Genomic DNA, 18,650 nt, shown 5'->3' with positions numbered 1-18,650 from the left:
TTTGCGCGTCCGGTGTGGTGGCCGGGCGCGCTACTCGATAATGAGGTGGGAGACGAGGTGTGTCACAGGACACATGCTGCCACAGCAGACGCCAGGATGGAACGGTGTCCACGGACTGAGCATGCCACCCAGCGAGCGCCCGGAACGACAGCCTGCAACGACAGGAGACGCATCATGAGCGACCCGAACTTCCCGCCCCGCGGCAACGTCCCGCCGCCCGGATCCCCCGGCTACCACCCCCAGGCGGTCCCGCCCGCGATCCCGCCCACGGTGCCGCCGGACCCGCACGTCGACTTCCCGGCGCCCCACGAGCCCGTCAATCCTGCCGACCCACGCCTCGCGGTCGAGGTCGGCAGGTTCTGGGCCGGGGCCGCCGCCACGGCCCTGGTCGCCGCGCTCATCGGCCTCGTCGCCGTGATCATCCTCGAACGGATCTTCTCGTTCACGCTCGTCCCCCCGCCGGACATCTTCTCGACCGCCTCGCACCAGGCCGCGTTCGCGATCGACGGCGCGATCCTCGCCCTGCTCGCGGCCGGGCTGCTGCACGTGCTGATCCTCACGACCCCGCGCCCACGGGCGTTCTTCGGCTGGATCATGGCGCTCGTGATCGTCGTCATCACGGCCCTGCCGTTCGCGTGGACCACGGACACGACGTCAGCCGTGCTGTCGGGGCTCGTGAACCTGCTGATCGGGGTCGCCGTCTGGTCGCTGCTCGCGGGGGTCGCGGGCCGCACGATCGTGCGCCGACCGGCCTGAGCAGGCCGAGACGCTGAGTGCGGAGCAGCTGGCGCAGATCGAGTCGATCGGCGACAGCTGCTCCGCACCCAAGGGTCGGTGAACGGGCGGATCAGGCCAGGCGCGTCATCCAGCCGTGGCGGTCCGCCGCCCGGCCGTTCTGGATGTCGGTGAGCTCACCGCGGATCGCGAGAGTCAGCTCCCCCGCGCCGCCGTCGGCGATCGTGTGGTCGAAGTTCGAGCCGCCCAGGCGGCCGATCGGCGTGACGACCGCGGCCGTGCCGCACGCGAACACCTCGGTCACCGCGCCGGACCGGATGTCGGCGAGGAGCTCCTCGAGCGGGATGCGCCGCTCCGTGACCTCGTGGCCGCGGTCGTTGAGGAGCTGGATGATCGACGAACGCGTCACGCCCTCGAGGATCGACCCCGTGAGCTCGGGCGTCTCGACCGACCCGTCGGCCTTGACGACGAACACGTTCATGCCGCCGAGCTCCTCGAGGAACGTGCCCGTCGACGAGTCGAGGAAGCAGACCTGCTCGAAGCCCTTCTCCTGCGCGAGGGTCTGCGGCAGGAGGCTCGACGCGTAGTTGCCGCCGCACTTGGCGTCGCCCGTGCCACCGGCACCGGCACGGCTGAACTCGCGGTCGACCCAGATCGACACGGGCTTGACGCCGCCCGAGAAGTACGGGCCCACGGGCGAGGCGATCACGAGGTACTCGGCCTCGAGCGAGGCACGCACACCGAGGAACGACTCCGAGGCGTACATGAACGGACGCAGGTACAGGCTCGCCTCCTCGCCGCTCGGGACCCACTCGATGTCCGTGCGCACGAGCGCCGTGATCGAGCCGATGAAGTCGTCGACCGAGAGCGCCGGCAGCGCCAGACGGTGGGCCGACCGGGCGAACCGGGCCGCGTTGGCCTCCGGCCGGAACGTCCACACGGACCCGTCCTGGTGCCGGTACGCCTTGAGTCCCTCGAAGATCTCCTGGGCGTAGTGCAGCACCGCGGTCGCGGGGTCGAGCTGGAGGGGGCCGTACTTCTCGATGCGGCGGTCGATCCATCCGTCGGTCGAGTTCCAGCTGATCCGGGCCATGTGGTCCGAGAACACGGTGCCGAACTTCGGGGCGGAGATCGCGGCCGCCCTGGCCTCGGGGGAGGTCGGGGTGTCCGAGGTGCGGATGTCGAAGAGCGCGACGAGATCCTCGGCCGAGGAAGCGGGCTGCGCTGTGAGGGGGGAAGTCATGTCATGGGCCTTTCACCTGGCGACCCGGGTGGGTTCCTCGCCTAGTTTTCCATGACCGAGCGCCGTTCGGCGCCCGCAGGGCGGGCGAGAACTCCCGGGCCTTCGACGAGGACGTGGGAGCGGTGAGGACGGCAGAGGGTGCGCACCGCCGTCGGGACCCTGAGCGGGAGCCCGACGGCGGTGCGACGGCAGGTCGGAAGGACCGATCAGCCGGCGACGCGGGCGGCGAGCTCGCGCCCCACCTCGGCCGTCGACCGTACTCGGGTCCCCCGCTCGGCGAGGTCCGCGGCGACCGCGGCCTCGACGCGCTGCGACTCCTCGGCGAGGCCGAGGTGGTCGAGCAGCATGGCGACGGACAGGACCGTGGCGGTGGGGTCCGCCTTGCCCTGGCCCGCGATGTCGGGGGCCGAGCCGTGCACCGGCTCGAACATGGAGGGGGCCGTGCGGTCGGGGTTGATGTTGGCCGAGGCCGCGAGGCCGATGCCGCCGGTGATCGCGGCGGCCTGGTCCGTCAGAATGTCGCCGAACAGGTTGTCGGTGACGATGACGTCGAATCGCGACGGGTTCGTCGTGAGGAAGATCGTGGCGGCGTCCACGTGCAGGTAGTCCGTGGTGACGTCCGGGAACTCGGCGTTGACGGCCTCGACCGTGCGGCGCCACAGGTGACCGGCGTGGACCAGGACGTTGTGCTTGTGCACGAGCGTCAGGTGCTTGCGGGGGCGCGCCTGGGCGCGGGCGAACGCGTCACGCACGACGCGCTCGACGCCGAAGGCCGTGTTCACGGAGACCTCGGTCGCGATCTCGTGGGGCGTGCCGACGCGCAGCGCCCCGCCGTTGCCGACGTAAGGCCCCTCGGTGCCCTCGCGGACGACGACGAAGTCGATCTCGCCCGGGTCCGCCAGCGGGGACGTCACACCGGGGTAGAGCTTGCCGGGGCGCAGGTTCACGTAGTGGTCCAGCGCGAAGCGCAGCTTGAGGAGCAGCCCGCGCTCGAGGACGCCCGACGGGACCGTCGGGTCGCCGATCGCACCGAGAAGGATCGCGTCGTGCGTGCGGATCGCGGCGAGGTCCTCGTCGGTGAGGGTCTCGCCGGTCGCGTGCCAGCGGCGCGCGCCGAGGTCGAAGGGCGTCGTGGAGACCTTGACGTCCGAGCCTGAGAGCGCCGCCTCGAGGACCGCGAGGCCCTGCTCGACGACCTCGATACCGATGCCGTCTCCGGCGACCACTGCCAAGTCGATGTTGCGCGTCATGCCCCGAACGCTACGCCCCGGGCCAGCCCTCGGGACGCCCATCTCACGCCTTGAGCGAGTCCGAGCGAGAGAATCGCACGATCCCGCGGATCGAGCGCCGCCGCCTCGCCTGGTCGCGCTCCCATGGCAAACTCGACCGACTGCGCGACGCTGGATGGTGTAAGGAACGCGCCGCACCTGTCGACTTGCGCAATCCGCCAGAGTACGCAACTCTTAGGAAACTTTCCTAAGATGCTGGCAGAGAGGCCACCACGCCGTGTCCCGCACGCACGTCCCGGGGACCCCCGGGTTGCTCCGCACGATCAACGACCGCGCCGCGCTCGAGCTGCTGCTCGACACCGGCCCCATGACCCGGTCGCAGATCGGAGACCTCACCGGCGTCTCCCGTCCGACATCCTCCCAGATCGTGGCACGCCTGGAGTCCGCGGGTCTCATCGAGCCCACGGGAGCCGTCCAGGGAGCCCGCGGCCCGCAGGCGGTCACGTACGCCGCGCGCACCGACGTCGTCGTCGGGCTGGCGCTCGACGTCCTTCCCGGAGGGGTGCAGGCCCGCATCGTCGACGCCCACGGCACCGTCCTCGGCGGCGCCGAGGTCCCCACCTCGGACGACCGCACGGCCGTGAGCGACGTCCGCGCGGCGTGGGACGCCGCCTGTGCCGACGCACGGGTTCCCGTCGAACGGGTGGGCGCTGTCGTCGTCGGGGTGCAGGCCGCGGCCGACCCGACGACCGGAGACCTCTGGCTCGTCGGCGACCTGCCGGGATGGCCTCGCCTCGCCGTCCGATCCCTCCTCGAGGAGGAGTTCGGCGTCCCCGTCCACATCGAGAACGACGTCAACCTCGCCACGATCGCCGAGCACGACGCAGGCCGGTGCGACGACCCGAGCTTCTCGCTGCTCTGGATCGGCGGAGGCATCGGCCTCGGGACGCTCATCGACGGGCGGCTCCACCACGGCGCGACGGGCGCCGCCGGTGAGCTCGGCTATCTCCCCGTACCCGTGACCGTCCGCGAGTACGACGACCACTCGGTCAACCTCCAGGACCTCGTCGGTGGCCGGCGGTTCGAGGAGCTCGCCGAGCGGCACGGCGTGCCCGGCGACGGCTACACCGACTACCTCGCGGCCATGATCGCCGACCCGGACAGCCCCGCGGTCGTCGCGCTCGTCGAGGACTTCGGACGCCGCCTCGCCACTGTCGTCCAGCCGGTCGTCGCGGTCGTCGAACCCCACGTCGTCGTGCTCAGCGGCCCGACGTGCATCGCGGGCGGTCAACGCCTCGCCGACGTGACACGCAGCCACCTCACGGACACCGAGCAGGGAGTGGCGTCGATCGTCCCGACCCTGGCCCCCTCGGACCCCGTCCTGCGCGGCGCACAGGCGGTCGTCGCGGCCGACGTGCGCACCCTCCTGCTCGACCGCGTCTCGACCCACCTCACGGACCAGGGCACGCACGGCGTGCCGGTCCAGACGGTGCGCGCGGCCGCGGCACACCTCGGCGCCCCGGCGCCCACACACTCGGGGTAGTTCCTCTCACTGCCCCGACGGGCGGTGGTCGCGGCCTGGGACGGCGACCACCGCTCACCCCTCGGCCGTCGAGCACGGCGCCCGACGACGTCGCTCCCGTCCCGCAGCACCTCACCCGTGAGGGGCTCCGGGCACGCCGCCCCCGGGCAAGTCGGACGGCGCCGCGCCGCGGCTCACCGCTGGCGCGGGAACCGCAGCTCGAACCGTTCGCAGACCACGGGCATGTCCTCGCGGAACTCGTGGTCCACCAGGACCCGTGTGAAGTACCTCTTGTGACCGGCGCGCCAGGACTCGAGCGTCCGGTCGTCCTCACCCTCGGCCGCCGCGAAGTCCGCCGAGACCTGGTCGAACGGGACGACCTCGACCGACGTCGTGCGGATGAGGGCCCGCGGGTGCCCGTCGCCGTCGAGGATGATCGAGAGCTCGCCGACCTGCGGCAGCGGCACGTCGTCGCCGTACTCCCAGTGCGACGACGACGTCGCGGTCTTGTCGCCCGACAGCACCGCCGCGAGCAGTCCGTCGGCGAGCGCGGGGTTGTCCCCGAAGGACCACGCGGGCGGTGGCACGGTCGCCGAGATCCCGAAGCCGGTCACGACGCCCACCTTGCCCTCCCCCGCACGGACGCGTGCGGTCTCCCAGAACTCGAGGATCTCCTCGCCGCGCGGATCGTCCTCGACCGGGGCGGGGTTCTCGACCGGGGGAACGCCCGGCGCTGCCTGAGGCACCCGCTCGGTGCCCTCGCTCGTGCTGTCCGGTCCGCGGTCGTCGTGGTGGCTCATACGTCCATGGTGGACCACGGACCCCCGAAGTGCCCGTCTTGTCGTGCTTTGACCGACGGGGTGTCGGCGATTCCACCCTGTCCCCACGGTCACCGTCGGCGGGTGCGGCCGTCACCCTCGGCAGCACCCACCCGAGGTGACACGAGCACCCGAGGAGGCTCCGCCGTCGGTCATCGGAGCAGCACGTGGGCGAGCCGGACGCACAGAGGCGGGCGGCGCCTGCCTCGCGAACGTGGTCGGGTCTGGCGGGAGGCCGCCAGGCCGGACGGAAGATCGCGCGGTAGGTGCCGCCCGCCTCGAAGGTGAGTCACTCACCCGCCGAACGGCGAGGGTCAGCGACCGACAGAACCCTCGGTGTAGTCGTCGTCGCCCGACTTCGCCCACGCGAACATCCCGCGCAGCTCGCGGCCCGTGGCCTCGATCGGGTGCGCCTCGCCCTTGGCGCGGAGCTCCTTGAACTCGGGGGCGCCCGCGTCCTGGTCGTCGATGAAGCGCTTGGCGAACGCGCCGTTCTGGATGTCCCCGAGGACGGCCTTCATGTTCTCCTTGACCCGCGGGTCGATGACGCGGGGGCCCGAGACGTAGTCGCCGTACTCGGCGGTGTCGGACACCGACCAGCGCTGCTTGGCGATGCCGCCCTCCCACATGAGGTCCACGATGAGCTTGAGCTCGTGCAGGACCTCGAAGTAGGCGATCTCCGGCTGGTAGCCGGCCTCGGTCAGGGTCTCGAAGCCGTACTGGACGAGCTGCGACACGCCACCGCACAGGACGGCCTGCTCGCCGAACAGGTCCGTCTCGGTCTCCTCGGTGAACGTCGTCTTGATGACGCCGGCGCGCGTGCCGCCGATCGCCTTCGCGTACGAGAGCGCGATGTCCCACGCGTGGCCCGACGCGTCCTTCTCGACCGCGATGATGTCGGGGATGCCGCGGCCCGCGACGAACTCGCGACGCACCGTGTGACCCGGCGCCTTGGGGGCGACGAGGATGACGTCGACGCCCTCGGGGGCCTCGATGTAGCCGAAGCGGATGTTGAAGCCGTGCGCGAACGCGAGCGTCTTGCCGGCGGCCAGGTGCGGCTTGATCTCGTCGTTGTAGATCGAGCGCTGGTGCTGGTCCGGCGCGAGGATCATGATGAGGTCGGCCCACTGGGCGGCCTCGGCGACCGTCTTGACCTCGAAGCCCTCGTCGGTCGCCTTGGCGATCGACTTGGAGCCTTCCTTGAGGGCGATGACGACCTGGACGCCAGAGTCGCGGAGGTTCTGCGCGTGCGCGTGCCCCTGGCTGCCGTACCCGACGACCGCGACCTTCTTCTGCTGGATGATCGAGAGGTCGGCGTCGTCGTCGTAGAAGAGCTCTGCCACGGTGTTACTCCTTGGGTTCTTGAGGTGATGCCGAACACGATAGTTCGACGTCGGTGGGCGACGTGGGGGTGTCCACCGGGATGGACTGGGTCAGGCGGACCGGTGAGCGCGGTCGAGCGCCCGGTCGGTGATGGAGCGGGCGCCACGGCCGACGGCCACGGTGCCGGACTTGACGATCTCACGGACGCCGTAGGGGTCGAGCGCGCCCAGGAGGGCGCTCAGCTTCTCCGGGGTGCCCGTGGCCTCGATCGTCACGGCGTCGGGGACGACGTCGACGACCTTGGCGCGGAACAGCTCGACGACCTCGAGGACGCCCGTGCGGTTCGCGCCGTCGGCGCGGACCTTGACGAGCAGGAGCTCGCGCTGGACCGAGGACGCCTGGTCGAGCTCGACGATCTTGATCACGTTGACGAGCTTGTTGAGCTGCTTGGTGACCTGCTCGAGCGGGTTCTGGTCGACGTCGACGACCACGGTGATGCGCGAGATCTCCTCGTGCTCCGTGGGCCCCACGGCGAGCGAGTGGATGTTGAACGCGCGGCGGGCGAACAGGCCCGCGACGCGCGTGAGCACGCCGGGCTTGTTCTCCACGAGCACGGAGAGGGTGTGTCGGGACATGGTTGCGGCTCTCCCCGGTCTCAGTCTTCGCGGTCCCACGCGGGCGAGATGCCGCGTGCGTACTGGATGTTGTCGTTGCTCACGCCCGAGGCGACCATGGGCCACACCATCGCGTCGCGCGACACGTTGAAGTCGACGACGACGGGTCGGTCGTCGATCTCCATGGCGCGCTTGATCGCGGCGTCGACCTCGCTCTTGGACTCGACCCGGATGCCCTCGCACCCGTACGCGTCGGCGAGCTTGACGAAGTCCGGCACGCGCTGCGTGCCGCGGCCCGTGTGCAGGTCCGTGTTGGAGTAGCGGGACTCGTAGAACAGGGTCTGCCACTGGCGGACCATGCCGAGCGAGGAGTTGTTGATCAGCGCGACCTTGATGGGGATCTCGTTGATCGTGCAGGTCGCGAGCTCCTGGTTGGTCATCTGGAAGCAGCCGTCGCCGTCGATCGCCCAGACGGTCTTGTCGGGCTGGCCGACCTTGGCGCCCATCGCGGCCGGGATCGAGTAGCCCATGGTGCCGAGGCCGCCCGAGTTGAGCCACGTCTTGGGGTGCTCGTAGCGGATGAACTGCGCGGCCCACATCTGGTGCTGGCCGACGCCCGCGACGTAGATCGAGTCGGGGCCGGAGATCTCGCCGAGGCGCTGGATGACGTGCTGCGGGGCGAGGTGACCGTCCTCGGGCTCGGAGTAGCCGAGGGGGTAGGTCTCGCGCCAGTCGTCGATCTGGCGCCACCAGGCGCCGAGGTCCGGCTGCCCCTTGGCGGCGTGCTCGCGCTCGAGCTCGGGCAGCAGGTCGGAGATGACCTCGCGCAGGTCGCCCACGATCGGGACGTCGACCTCGCGGTTCTTGCCGATCTCGGCGGGGTCGATGTCGGCGTGCACGATCGTGGCGTGCGGCGCGAAGCTCGAGAGCGTACCCGTGACGCGGTCGTCGAAGCGGGCCCCGAGGGCCACCACGAGGTCGGCCTTCTGGAGCGCGGCGACCGCGGGGACCGTGCCGTGCATGCCGGGCATGCCGAGGTTCTGCGGGTGCGAGTCCGGCAGCGCACCGCGGGCCATGAGCGTGGTCACGGCGGGAGCGCCCGACAGGTCGACGAGCTTGCGCAGCTCGGCCGAGGCGTTCGCGCGGATCGCGCCGCCCCCCACGTACAGCACGGGGCGCTTGGCGGTCGCGAGCAGGCGGGCGGCCTCGCGGATCTGCTTGGAGTGCGGCTTGGTCACCGGGTGGTAGCCGGGCAGCTGCAGCTCCTGCGGCCACGAGAACGTGGTGCGTGCCTGCATCGCGGACTTGGCAATGTCGACGAGGACGGGCCCGGGGCGCCCGGTCTGGGCGATGTGGAAGGCCTCGGCGATGACGCGCGGGATCTCGTCGGGGTCGGTGACGAGGAAGTTGTGCTTGGTGATCGGCAGGGTGATGCCGACGATGTCCGCCTCCTGGAAGGCGTCGGTCCCGATGAGGGACGCGCCGACCTGGCCCGTGATGGCCACGAGCGGGATCGAGTCCATGTTGGCGTCGGCGATGGGCGTGACGAGGTTCGTCGCGCCGGGGCCGGACGTCGCCATGGTCACGCCGACGCGACCGGTCGCGTGGGCGTAGCCCGAGGCCGCGTGGCCGCCACCCTGCTCGTGGCGCACGAGGATGTGGCGGAGCTTCTTGGAGTCCATGAGCGGGTCGTACGTCGGCAGGATCGCACCGCCAGGGATGCCGAAGACGACGTCCACACCGGCTTCCTCGAGCGAGCGGACGATCGACTGCGCGCCCGTCACCTCCTCTGGCCCGACGACGAGGCTCGGGGTGCGCTCGCCGGTGACCGAGGCGCGTGCTCGGCTCTCGGGGCGGGCGGCGAGGCTCGCGGGGGACGGGGCTGGCTTCGGCGCCACGGCCTCGCCGGCGGGCGCGGGGGCGCTCGGCGTCGGCGGGGCCGGGTGGGGACCCTGGACCATCGGTATCTCCTGTTTCTCGGTGGCGACTGGCTGCCACCGGCTGGATCGAGCTCACCGTGGTGGTGCTGGTACTTCTGGTGCTCTCCGTGCTGTTCTGCCGCGGGGTGGTGCGGTCCGGTGACCGGCTCCGGAGCGGGGTGTGCCCGGAGGGGTGGTCATGACGGTCGTGGTCGTGACATGAAAAAACCCCTCGTACCCGGTGAGGGCTCTTCGAGGGGTGAGCGCGCTGACGAGACCTGGTTGCTTGGCCTCAGCCGGCGCGCTCAGGAAGTACTACGAGAAGGATCGTCTGCACGTTGTGCACACTACGCCCTCGATCCGGCGATGTCATGCGTCGAGCCGGACGTCTCAGGGAATGGGACGTCCGGCTCGACGACGGTGGTCCGGCCGGGTACGCGGGGCACCGAGGACGGGCGCTGTCCGAGCCCCTGCCCCGTGCTGTCGGGCAATGCAGTAGGGCCGGAGCCGTGGGACCAGGCACCATGGACCCATGACCACCACGATCGAGCGAATGACAGCCGACCTCACCACCGCCATGAAGGCCCGCGACGAGTTCGCCAAGAACACCCTGCGCCAGGTCATCGGCGCCGTCCGCACCGCGGAGAAGTCCGGCTCGACCGCGCGCGAGATGACCGACGCCGAGGTGCAGACCGTCCTGGCCGCCGAGGTCAAGAAGCGTCGCGAGAGCGCGCAGATCTACACCGACGCCGGCGCGACCGAGCGCGCCGACAACGAGACCCACGAGGCCGACTTCATCGAGAAGTACCTGCCCGCGAGCCTCACGCCCGCCGAGCTCGACGCGCTCGTCGCCGCCGCGGTCGTCTCGACCGGCGCCTCGTCCATGAAGGACATGGGCACGGTCATGAAGACGGCCACGGCCGCCGCGGCCGGGATCGGCCGCGTCGACGGCAAGGCGCTCTCGCAGGCCGTCCGTCAGGCGCTCGGCGCCCTCTGACCCGGCACGGGGCGACCGGCCCGCACGTCACCAGTCCTCGGCCCCCGCGAGCGACGTCGCGCGGGGCTCGACCCCCAGGACCTCGCGCAGCACCGTCAGGTCGTAGGTGCGCTCGGCCGCGAGATGGCTGATCGCGTACCGGGTCAGGCGCGGCGGCTCGGGCCGCCGCGCCCAGCGCGCGAACGCCTCGGCGCACGCGGCGAGCACCCACGCGGGGCGGGCCGGGATCCCGGCGAGCGTGACGCCGTCGTGCCCCCTGCGGCGCAGGAGCTCGACGACGACCTCGCCCAGGACCACGGGCTCGGCGTCCGCGACGTTGACCACGAGGGGCCGACCGTGCGGCAGGTCGACCGTCGCGGCCGCGAGCGCCGCCTCGACGAGCGTGTCCACGTGCGTGAGGGACTGCAACGCCGACCCGTCCCCGACGAGCACGAGCCGCCTGCCCCGGATCGCGCCCTCGATGCGCGGCAGGAGCGTCGTGTCCCCCGGGCCGTACACGGCGTGGGGGCGCAGCACGACGACGGGTCCGCGCCCGGGCGTGCGGGCGTCGGTGACGAGGACCCGCTCGGCGGCGGCCTTGGTCGCGCCGTAGGCGTTGAGGTACCGCTGGACGGGTGCCTCGGTCTCGAGTCCGCGGACCGTGGGCGAGTACGGGTCGTAGACGCTGCCCGAGGACACGTGCACGAACCGCGCCGCCGGGAACGTGTCCCGCACGGCGCGCGTGCCCTCGACGTTGGTCGCCCACGCGACGTCGGGGCGTGCCCAGTCGGAGACCGCGGCCCCCGCGTGCACGACGACGTCCAGGGCGGGCGGTTCGGCGAGCGGCCCGACGGCGAGGTCCCACGTCCGGTGCTCCGCGCCCGGGACGCGCGCGTCGCGACGCGAGAAGGTCCACACCCGGTGCCCGTCGGCCACCGCGCGTCGGGCGACCGCTCCCCCGACGAACCCCGACGCCCCGGTGACCCCGATCCGTCGGCTCATGCGGTCCTCGCCCCGGTCGTCGCGAGGTGGCGAGCGGCGGCGCGGGAGAGCGCCGCACGGTCGGGCTTGCGGCTACGCCCCGCGAGCGGCAGACGGTCGGCGTGCAGCACGAGGTCCGGGAGCGCGCCGTGGTCCAGCACGTCCGGCAGCGCGGACCGGACGCCTGCGAGCAGCGGGTGGTCGTCGGTCAGGACCGGGTCGCTTGCTCCCGGTCCCTCCTGCCCGACGGCGTCGCTCGCCCCCGGCGCGAGGGTCCCGGCGCGTGCGGCGGCGTGGTCCGAGGTGACGACGAGCACGACCTTCTCGTCGCCGTCCTCCTGCAGGACGCCCACGAGAGCCGCCTCGCCGACGCCGGGCAGCGCGGCGAGCCGCGGCTCGAACAGACCGGGGTAGATGTTGACCGTCCCGCGGATGATCATGTCTCGCGTGCGGCCCACGAGCACGATCCGACCCTGGTCGTCGAGATGCGCGAGGTCGCCCGTGCGGTGCTCGGTCACGGGTGTCCGTCCGCCGTCGAGGTGGGCGAGGTACCCCGTCATGAGGGACGGCCCGCGCAGGACGAGCTCGCCGACCGTGGGGCCGCCCGGCGTGGGAGCGTCGCCGGCGGGATCGAGAGAGTCGGCCGTCACGGCCGACGCGTCGACCCAGGCCTCGACGCCCGGCAGCGGACGTCCGACCAGGTCGCCGTCCCCGGCGTGCGCGAGCTTGTCGCTCGCCTCGACCACCGCGACGGGCAGGATCTCGGTCATGCCGTAGACCCCGATCCACCGCGTGCCGGGCAGCAGCCGGCAGGCACGGTCGAGGATCGACCGGGTCACGGGCGCGCCTCCGACGAGCCCGACCCGCGGGCCCTGCGCGGGAGCCCGGCCGGACTCGACCGCGTCGAGCAGGAGCGTGAGGTCCGCCGGCACGAGGTAGGTCCCGGCCTGCCCGGTCGCGTGCCGGGCGAACGCCACGACGTCCTGCACGGGGGTTCCCGGCGGGATGGACCAGGTCCCGCCCGCGAGCAGGGCCGGGATGCCCAGGAGCATCTGGTCGGTGTGCACGACGTCGCCCGGCGCGAGCTCGAAGGCCCCGCCCAGCAGCGCACAGCCCGCGCCGAGCGAGCCCGCGGAGTGGACGACGGCCTTCGGGTCCGACGTCGTGCCCGACGTGAAGACCACGAGCGCCTCGGCGCCGAGCGGCAGACCCGTCACGGGCGACGGTCCGACCGTCTGCCCAGCGCCCCCGTCGGCCCCGTCGGCCCCCGAGGCGAGCGCGCGAGCCGACAGCGAACGACGAGGCACCCCGGGCAGCCACGGGCCGGACCGGACGTGCCGCAGCGGCAGGCTCGCGTAGTCGGGCAGCAGGAGGCCGCGCGAGCGGGCCAGGCGCCGCAGCGGACCGCGCGAGATCGCGTAGAGCAGCGACTCGGTCATGGCCCAGCGGGGCCGCGCGGCGGCGACGCGCGCGGCGAAGAGCTCGGGCGTCGAGCCCGGGTCGACGAACACGATCACGGCTCCGAGCCGCACGACGGCGAGCGCCAGCACGATCCCCTCGGGGCGGGGACGCACCGAGAACAGCACGCGGTCCCCCGGTCGCACGCCCTCGTGGTGCAGTGCGTCGGCCGTGGCCTCGACGCGGCGGGACAGCTCGCGGTACGTGACCTCCTCGCGGACCCGGTCGGGCGTCTCGCGGTCCGTCCGCGGCACGGTCGCCCGGCCCGCGCTCCCCGTGCCCCGGCGTGCACCGCGCGGCGGGCGCGCCCACCAGCGCAGCGCCACCTCGTCGCCGCGCGCTCCCCGTGCGTGGCGGCCGATGGTCGCGAGCAGGTGCTCCGTCGTCGGGCCGGTCATCGCGTGTCCCGCCCGGGACGCGTGGCCGTCCCGCGGCCGTGGTCGACCGCGACCCGCAGGCGCCGGTAGGACGGGATGAGGACGCCCCGCGCGACCTCCCGCCCCACGACCCGCAGCGTGCGCCCCGCGGCCGCGACCGGGTGCAGCGCGTCGAGGACGGCACCCACCTGCGCCATCGCGAGCGGCATGCCCAGGCAGAAGTGCGGACCCGCGCCGAACCACAGGTTGCGCAGCGCCGGGTCGGCGTCGCGGGCAGGGTCGAACGGTCCGCCCGCCCGGCAGCACGTGACGGTCGCGACGACCACCCGCTCCCCCGCCCGCACCGGGACGGCCCCCACGCGGTGGGCCGAGCGCACGGACCGGAGCATCGCGGGAGTCGGGACCGTGACGCGCAGCGCCTCCTCGACCACGCGCCCGCGCAGCGCGTCGTCGGGTCCGGCGAGCAGCAGACGATCAACCCATCCGGTGTCGACCGCGAGCGCGACCAGGCGCGGCGTGAACGACTGGATGGTCTCGGTGCCCGTCATGACGAACGCCCCGACAGCGCCCAGCGCCTCGCGCTCGCTCAGGCCGAGGCCGCGCATGCGCCCCGGGACCGTCGTCGGGTCGCCGTCGCGGTACGCCGCACGCGCCGGCTCGCTCAAGGTCCCGAGCACCTCGCGGGCGTGACGCACCTGGGAGGGCGTGAGGCTGCGCCGGTGCAGTCTCACGAGGCCCACGACGGACTGTGCCGCGACCATGGCGTCGCGCACCGCCGCGTCGGTGGGGGGCAGCCCCGTCATGCGGCAGATGACCGTGCCCGCGAGCGCCCCGACCTCGCTCACCAGGTCCACGGTCTCGCCCGCGAGCAGGCGGGGGGCCAGCGTCCCGAGCGAGGCCCCGGCCTCGGTCGCGGTGAGCTGCGCGACCGAGCGCGGGGTGAACAGCCCCGACAGCGCGCGCCGCAGCGTCGCGTGGTCCTCGCCTTCCATGTTGAGCAGGACCGACGGCCCCAGCACGGGCGTCCACAGGTCCGACGGCGCCCCCGGGCCGACCTTGGAGAAGTGCTCGGTGTCGAGCAGGACCTCGCGGGCCGTCGCGGCGTCGTTCACCACGACCCCGAGCCCTGGCACCCGCACGACCGGGCCGCACCGCGCGAGCGCGCGGAACGCCGGGTAGACGAGCGGGTGGGCACCACGCTGGACGCGCTCCTCCCAGCGGTGCGCGTCGCGCACGGCGTCGCCGCCCAGGGCCGGGTGCGACCCGGCGCGCGGCGCTCGGGGCGGGGTGAGCGTCATCGGATGTCCACGACCTCGGGCCGGTAGCGGTGGTCGGCGTACCAGCCCAGGGTCCGCACGAGCCCCCAGGCGTGCGCGCGCCGCGTCGAGGCCCGCACCACGACCTCGGGGTGCGCCCCGTAGGCCGACGTCAGGCGACGCACGGCGTTGACCAGGGCGCGGTCCTCGTGCAGTTCCTCGATCGCGGTGCGGGGGAAGCCGCCCGCACGCTCGTACAGGTCCGCGGTGATCGCCATGTTGCACCCGGGGGCCATGACGTACGGGCCCAGGTAGGACGGGTCCTGGTTGCCGGGGCGGAACCTCCCGAACGTGCTCGCGATGCTCACGGCCCCCGACAGGATCGCCTGGCGCACACGGGACACCGGCAGGTCGTCGGTGCGCGCGACGATGCGCCCGGCGACGAGGTCGTGCCCGACGGCGAACGCCTCCTTCACGCGGACCGTCCAGTCCGGCGGGGGCACGCAGTCCGCGTCGGTGCGCGCGAGATGGGTCGCGCCCGCGGCGATCGCCGCGCGCATCCCCGTGTCCGCCGCGGCGCCCGTGCCCTTCTGGTCCTCGGTCACGAGCCGCCAGCGCGGCTCGTCCCAGTCCGCGACGGTCGCCCGCACGAGGTCCGGGGTGCCGTCGGTCGAGCCGTTGTCCACCACGACCAGGTCGAAGTCGCGGTCCTCCTGGACCCGCAGCGCACGCAGCGTCGCGAGGATGCCGTGCTCGCGCGCCTCGTTCAGGGCCGGGACGACGACCGCGAGACGGACCGGGGGCGGCGGTGTCCGCTGCCCGGGGGCCGTAGCCGGCCCGGCGGGGCCCGCCGGGGTCACAGCCGCACCGCCATGGCACCGATGCTGATGCCGCCGGCCAGGCCGACGAGCAGCACCACGTCCCCCGGCCCCACGCGGCCGCTCTCCCACGCGGTCGCGAGCTGGAGCGGCAGCGTCGCCGACGCGACGTTCCCGTGCTCGGCGACCGTCACGATCGTGCGCCCCTCGGGCAGGCCCAGGGCCTCGTGGACGTCCGCCAGGTACGCGACCGCGACCTGGTGCACCGCGACCAGGGCCACGTCGTCCCACGTCAGTCCCGCGCGGTCGAGCGCCTCCAGGATCACGCCCGGCCCCAGCGCTAGGAACGCGTCGCGCAGCCGCGACCCGTCGATCTCGAAGTACGTGCGGTCGAGGTCCCGGGGGAAGGCCGTCCCCCCGCCCGGGAGCATGCCGACGTCCCAGTGCGTGGACTCGGCGCCGAACGCGCTCGCGAGGATTCCCGCCGGGGGCGCGTCGTCGCTCGTGCCGTCGCCGCTCGTGCCGACCACAGGCTGGGGGGCGCGTCGCACCAGGACCGCCGCTCCGGCGTCGGACATGGTGTAGCCCGGCGCGGACAGCAGGTACGTCGCCCGGTCCGGGACGTCCCACCGGACCGCGCGCGACGGCGCCTCGCCGCACGCGATGAGGACCGTCCCGTACCGGCCCGTGGCGACGAGCGCCTCGGCGACCTCGATCGCGTTGAGGACCGAGTTGCACGCGTTCTTGACGTCCATGACCGGGGCGCGCACGCCCAGCCTGGCCGCGACGATGTGGCTCGTCGCCGGCTCGACCATGTCCTGGCTGGCCGAGGCGAAGATCAGCAGGTCGACGTCCCGGGCGTCTAGCCCCTGGGCGGCGAGGAGCTTGGCCGCGGCGGCGGCCGCGAGGTCCGAGGCGTTCCAGTCGTCGGGCAGGACGTGGACCTGCTGGACCCCGGTCAGGCGCGAGACCATGGGCAGGCGCGGCACGGCACCGGGAGCGCTCGTGCGGGCCAGGTCCCGCTCGGCGTCGGCGACCCGCACGGTGCGCTCGGGCAGGTGGACGCCCACCCCCGCGATCACGGCGGCAGGAGCCTGGCCCCGGACCGGGGCGAGCGTCGCGCGGGTCCCCGAAGGGTGCGCTGGAGGGCGGGCGATGATCGGCACCCGCGACAGCGTAGCCACGAACTCGAGCCCCACCGAGGTTGTCCACGGGTGAGAGTCGGTGCCCGTCCGTCCTCACGCCGTCGTCCGCCCTCGTCCGTCCTCGTCCACAGGACGACCCCGGACGACCACGACCGGCCGCCGGATGCGCCAGACTGTCCGTCGTGCTCCCCACGACCCGCCACGAGGTGGACCTCCTGCGCCGCGCCCGCCCCGGCATGGCCGCCGTGCTGCTCGGCGGCCATCTCTCGCGTCGCCTGCCCGGACCACCCCTGCGCAAGATACCCGGCCTGGGCTGGGTCACGGCCGACCCCGTGGTCGCCCGCACCGTCCTGGGCGACCACCGGTCGTTCACGATCGTGGGCGAGGGCGGGGTCGGGCACCTGTGGGCGCAGATCCTGGGCGACTGGGTGCTCGACCTGTTCGACGGCCCGGGGCACCACGACCTGCGCTCGCGGTCGCGCGAGCTGTTCACCGAGGGCAGCTCGGCCGAGCTCGTCGAGGGCGCGTGGTCCGGTCCTCTCGCCACGGCCCGTGAGGCGCTGCGGGCGGGCGGGACGGTCGACGTCGCCCGCCTGGCGCGAGTGCTCGTGGGCCGCATGATGATCTCGCTCCTGGGCGTGCCGGGGCCGGACGTCAGCGACGACGGCGACCCCTCGCACGGGTCCCGGCCGGTACCGGCCTCCTGGCCCGCCGACGACGACGCCCTCGCGGTCTTCGAGACCGGCGAGCGTCTCGCGACGATCGCCCTGGGGAGCGCAGGGTCGACGCACCTGTCCCCCGCCCAGGTCGCCGCGGCCCGCGAGATCGTCGCCGAGCTCACCCGAGGCGTCCCGGCGGGCTGGCGCGACGCGCCCGCCGACACTCTGCTCGGCCGCTGCCGGGAGCTGGGGCTCGGCCTCGAGGAGACGACCGGGCTCGCGTGCCTCCTCATGGTCGCGGGCACGGAGACCTCGGCCTCCGCCATGGCACGGACGACCGCCCTGCTCGTCGACACGGGCGAGCAGCACCGCCTGCTGGACCGGATGCGCGCGGACGCCGACCGGGCGGCGGCGGGAGAGGTCCGCGCCCCGGGCGAGCCCGACGCCGTCGAGAACGCCGTACGCGAGGGGCTGCGTGTCACGAGCCCCGCCTCGGTCATCGGCCGGGGAGTCGCGGCCGACGTCGAGGTCGCAGGTCGCCACCTCGCCGAGGGCGAGCGCATCATGATGCTCGTGTGGAGCGCGAACATCGGTGCCGGACCGTTCCGTGCCGACCGTCCCTACGTCCGCGAGAGCCGTCAGCTCTGGTTCGGTGCGGGGCGTCACCTATGCCTCGGGGCGGCGCTGGCCCGCGCGGAGATCGGTGCGCTCCTGCACACGCTCTGGGACGACGGCGCACCGCTGCGGGTCGTGTCGCGCAGCGCGCAGCGCGGGGTGCTGATCCCGGGCTACCGGACGCTGGTCGTGGCGCGCGCCTGAGGCCCCGCAGCGTGTCGGCACGAGCGCGCCCTCGGGGTCACCCTCGTCCTGACAGGTCGCTCGATCGTGAGACCTTGCCGGTCACGGGCTCAGTCGCGCGCCTGCCACGTGCAGATGCAGGCCTCGTTGCCCTCGACGTCCGCGAGCACCCAGAACGCCGGTGCCCGGGAGTCGGAGACCAGGTGGCCGCCCGCCGCGATGGCCGCCGTGACACGGGCTTCGGCCTGGTCGTGCGGGACGGAGACATCGAGGTGGATGCGGTTGCGCTGCGGGCGCGGCGCATCCATCTGCTGGAACCAGACCGGCGGGCCGTACCCCGCAGGGTCCGTGAGGCCCAGGCCCTCGTCCTCGGGCGGCGCCTCGGCGTAGCCGAGCACCGCACGCCAGAACGGCCGGACGGCGGGTCGGTCGAGGGCGTCGACCGCGATCTCGACCTCGAGCAGCCCGTCGGTCTCGGCCGGGTGCTCGAGCTCCTTGGCCACGAGCGAGATCCGGCGGGCCAGGGTCACGTCGCGCCGGCTCAGCCCGCCCACGTCGTGCGAGGAGACCCGCACCGTGACCGTCGCGTAGCGCAGGTCGACGTCGGGGTGGTGGTTCATGCCCTCGGCCAGCTCGCCGATCGCGTCGACGAGCTCGACCCCGGCTGTGAACGAACCCGTGCGGAAGCGGGTCTGCGCGGTGCCCAGGACGACGCGCCAGTCCTCCACCCCGTCGCTGTCGTGGAACTGTCGGGCGGTGATCGCGTCGCTCATGGCTGC

The 18,650-nt window shown here is 73.3% G+C and carries 16 protein-coding genes; 4 read left to right on the top strand and 12 right to left on the bottom strand.

The genetic code is table 11. The annotated features are described in order from the left end of the window. The first annotated feature begins 174 nt into the window (after positions 1–174). Entirely contained in the window at positions 175–756 is a 582-nt protein-coding gene (locus ACZDYF_RS11275; RefSeq protein ID WP_475056646.1) for a DUF6069 family protein, read from the top strand. 91 nt (positions 757–847) lie between these two features. Here ACZDYF_RS11275 and ACZDYF_RS11270 read toward each other — a convergent pair whose 3' ends face one another. Together ACZDYF_RS11270 and ACZDYF_RS11265 are read right to left on the bottom strand one after the other, a co-directional pair. After that, positions 848–1,978, bottom strand: coding sequence for a branched-chain amino acid aminotransferase (locus ACZDYF_RS11270; RefSeq protein ID WP_191788734.1), 1,131 nt, complete (start codon positions 1,976–1,978; stop codon positions 848–850). 206 nt (positions 1,979–2,184) lie between these two features. Continuing rightward, the gene (locus ACZDYF_RS11265) at positions 2,185–3,228 is read right to left on the bottom strand and encodes a 3-isopropylmalate dehydrogenase (protein WP_191788733.1); all 1,044 of its coding nucleotides are present in this window, start codon (positions 3,226–3,228) and stop codon (positions 2,185–2,187) included. Between the two features lie 256 nt (positions 3,229–3,484). Here ACZDYF_RS11265 and ACZDYF_RS11260 point away from each other — a divergent pair, with 256 nt between their 5' ends. Then, positions 3,485–4,750: an ROK family transcriptional regulator gene (locus ACZDYF_RS11260; protein ID WP_475056643.1), complete on the top strand. Its 1,266-nt coding sequence runs from the start codon at positions 3,485–3,487 to the stop codon at positions 4,748–4,750. 173 nt (positions 4,751–4,923) lie between these two features. Here the strand turns inward: ACZDYF_RS11260 and ACZDYF_RS11255 are convergent, their stop codons facing one another. The 4 genes from ACZDYF_RS11255 to ACZDYF_RS11240 form a co-directional block, all read right to left on the bottom strand. Further along, the gene (locus ACZDYF_RS11255; protein ID WP_364077024.1) at positions 4,924–5,529 is read right to left on the bottom strand and encodes an ASCH domain-containing protein; all 606 of its coding nucleotides are present in this window, start codon (positions 5,527–5,529) and stop codon (positions 4,924–4,926) included. 332 nt (positions 5,530–5,861) lie between these two features. Further along, positions 5,862–6,890 (bottom strand): ketol-acid reductoisomerase, encoded by a 1,029-nt coding sequence (gene ilvC / locus ACZDYF_RS11250; RefSeq protein ID WP_191788730.1) that lies wholly within the window; start codon positions 6,888–6,890, stop codon positions 5,862–5,864. A 90-nt stretch (positions 6,891–6,980) separates the two neighbouring features. Continuing rightward, on the bottom strand, positions 6,981–7,505 hold the full coding sequence (gene ilvN / locus ACZDYF_RS11245) for an acetolactate synthase small subunit (RefSeq protein WP_191788729.1): 525 nt from the start codon (positions 7,503–7,505) through the stop codon (positions 6,981–6,983). 20 nt (positions 7,506–7,525) lie between these two features. Beyond that, on the bottom strand, positions 7,526–9,445 hold the full coding sequence (locus ACZDYF_RS11240; RefSeq protein ID WP_191788728.1) for an acetolactate synthase large subunit: 1,920 nt from the start codon (positions 9,443–9,445) through the stop codon (positions 7,526–7,528). Positions 9,446–9,935: 490 nt separating this feature from the next. On the opposite strand from ACZDYF_RS11240, the gene ACZDYF_RS11235 reads away from it, so the two are divergent. Continuing rightward, entirely contained in the window at positions 9,936–10,400 is a 465-nt protein-coding gene (locus tag ACZDYF_RS11235) for a GatB/YqeY domain-containing protein (RefSeq protein ID WP_191788727.1), read from the top strand. A 27-nt stretch (positions 10,401–10,427) separates the two neighbouring features. Here ACZDYF_RS11235 and ACZDYF_RS11230 read toward each other — a convergent pair whose 3' ends face one another. The 5 genes from ACZDYF_RS11230 to ACZDYF_RS11210 are packed head-to-tail and all read right to left on the bottom strand — an operon-like array spanning position 10,428 to position 16,435. Beyond that, a complete protein-coding gene (locus tag ACZDYF_RS11230; RefSeq protein WP_364077018.1) occupies positions 10,428–11,381 on the bottom strand; it encodes an NAD-dependent epimerase/dehydratase family protein in 954 nt (317 codons plus the stop codon). Further along, the gene (locus tag ACZDYF_RS11225; RefSeq protein ID WP_475056635.1) at positions 11,378–13,216 is read right to left on the bottom strand and encodes a class I adenylate-forming enzyme family protein; all 1,839 of its coding nucleotides are present in this window, start codon (positions 13,214–13,216) and stop codon (positions 11,378–11,380) included. Before ACZDYF_RS11225 ends, ACZDYF_RS11230 begins: the two co-directional genes overlap by 4 nt. After that, positions 13,213–14,493, bottom strand: coding sequence for a cytochrome P450 (locus ACZDYF_RS11220; protein ID WP_475056633.1), 1,281 nt, complete (start codon positions 14,491–14,493; stop codon positions 13,213–13,215). The genes ACZDYF_RS11225 and ACZDYF_RS11220 overlap by 4 nt, the downstream gene beginning before the upstream one ends. Continuing rightward, positions 14,490–15,311, bottom strand: a complete 822-nt coding sequence (locus tag ACZDYF_RS11215) for a glycosyltransferase family 2 protein (protein ID WP_475056630.1) — start codon at positions 15,309–15,311, stop codon at positions 14,490–14,492. The genes ACZDYF_RS11220 and ACZDYF_RS11215 overlap by 4 nt, the downstream gene beginning before the upstream one ends. After that, a complete protein-coding gene (locus tag ACZDYF_RS11210) occupies positions 15,308–16,435 on the bottom strand; it encodes a 3-oxoacyl-ACP synthase III family protein (protein ID WP_475056627.1) in 1,128 nt (375 codons plus the stop codon). The genes ACZDYF_RS11215 and ACZDYF_RS11210 overlap by 4 nt, the downstream gene beginning before the upstream one ends. Positions 16,436–16,596: 161 nt before the next feature. Here ACZDYF_RS11210 and ACZDYF_RS11205 point away from each other — a divergent pair, with 161 nt between their 5' ends. After that, positions 16,597–17,892 (top strand): cytochrome P450, encoded by a 1,296-nt coding sequence (locus tag ACZDYF_RS11205; RefSeq protein WP_475056625.1) that lies wholly within the window; start codon positions 16,597–16,599, stop codon positions 17,890–17,892. 89 nt (positions 17,893–17,981) lie between these two features. Here the strand turns inward: ACZDYF_RS11205 and ACZDYF_RS11200 are convergent, their stop codons facing one another. Continuing rightward, positions 17,982–18,644: a VOC family protein gene (locus tag ACZDYF_RS11200; RefSeq protein ID WP_191788723.1), complete on the bottom strand. Its 663-nt coding sequence runs from the start codon at positions 18,642–18,644 to the stop codon at positions 17,982–17,984. Positions 18,645–18,650: the final 6 nt, after the last annotated feature.

The organism is Oerskovia sp. PE-21s, assembly GCF_056158145.1.
Note: the sequence above shows the minus strand (reverse complement) of the source record. Positions and strands in the feature narration are given on the sequence as shown.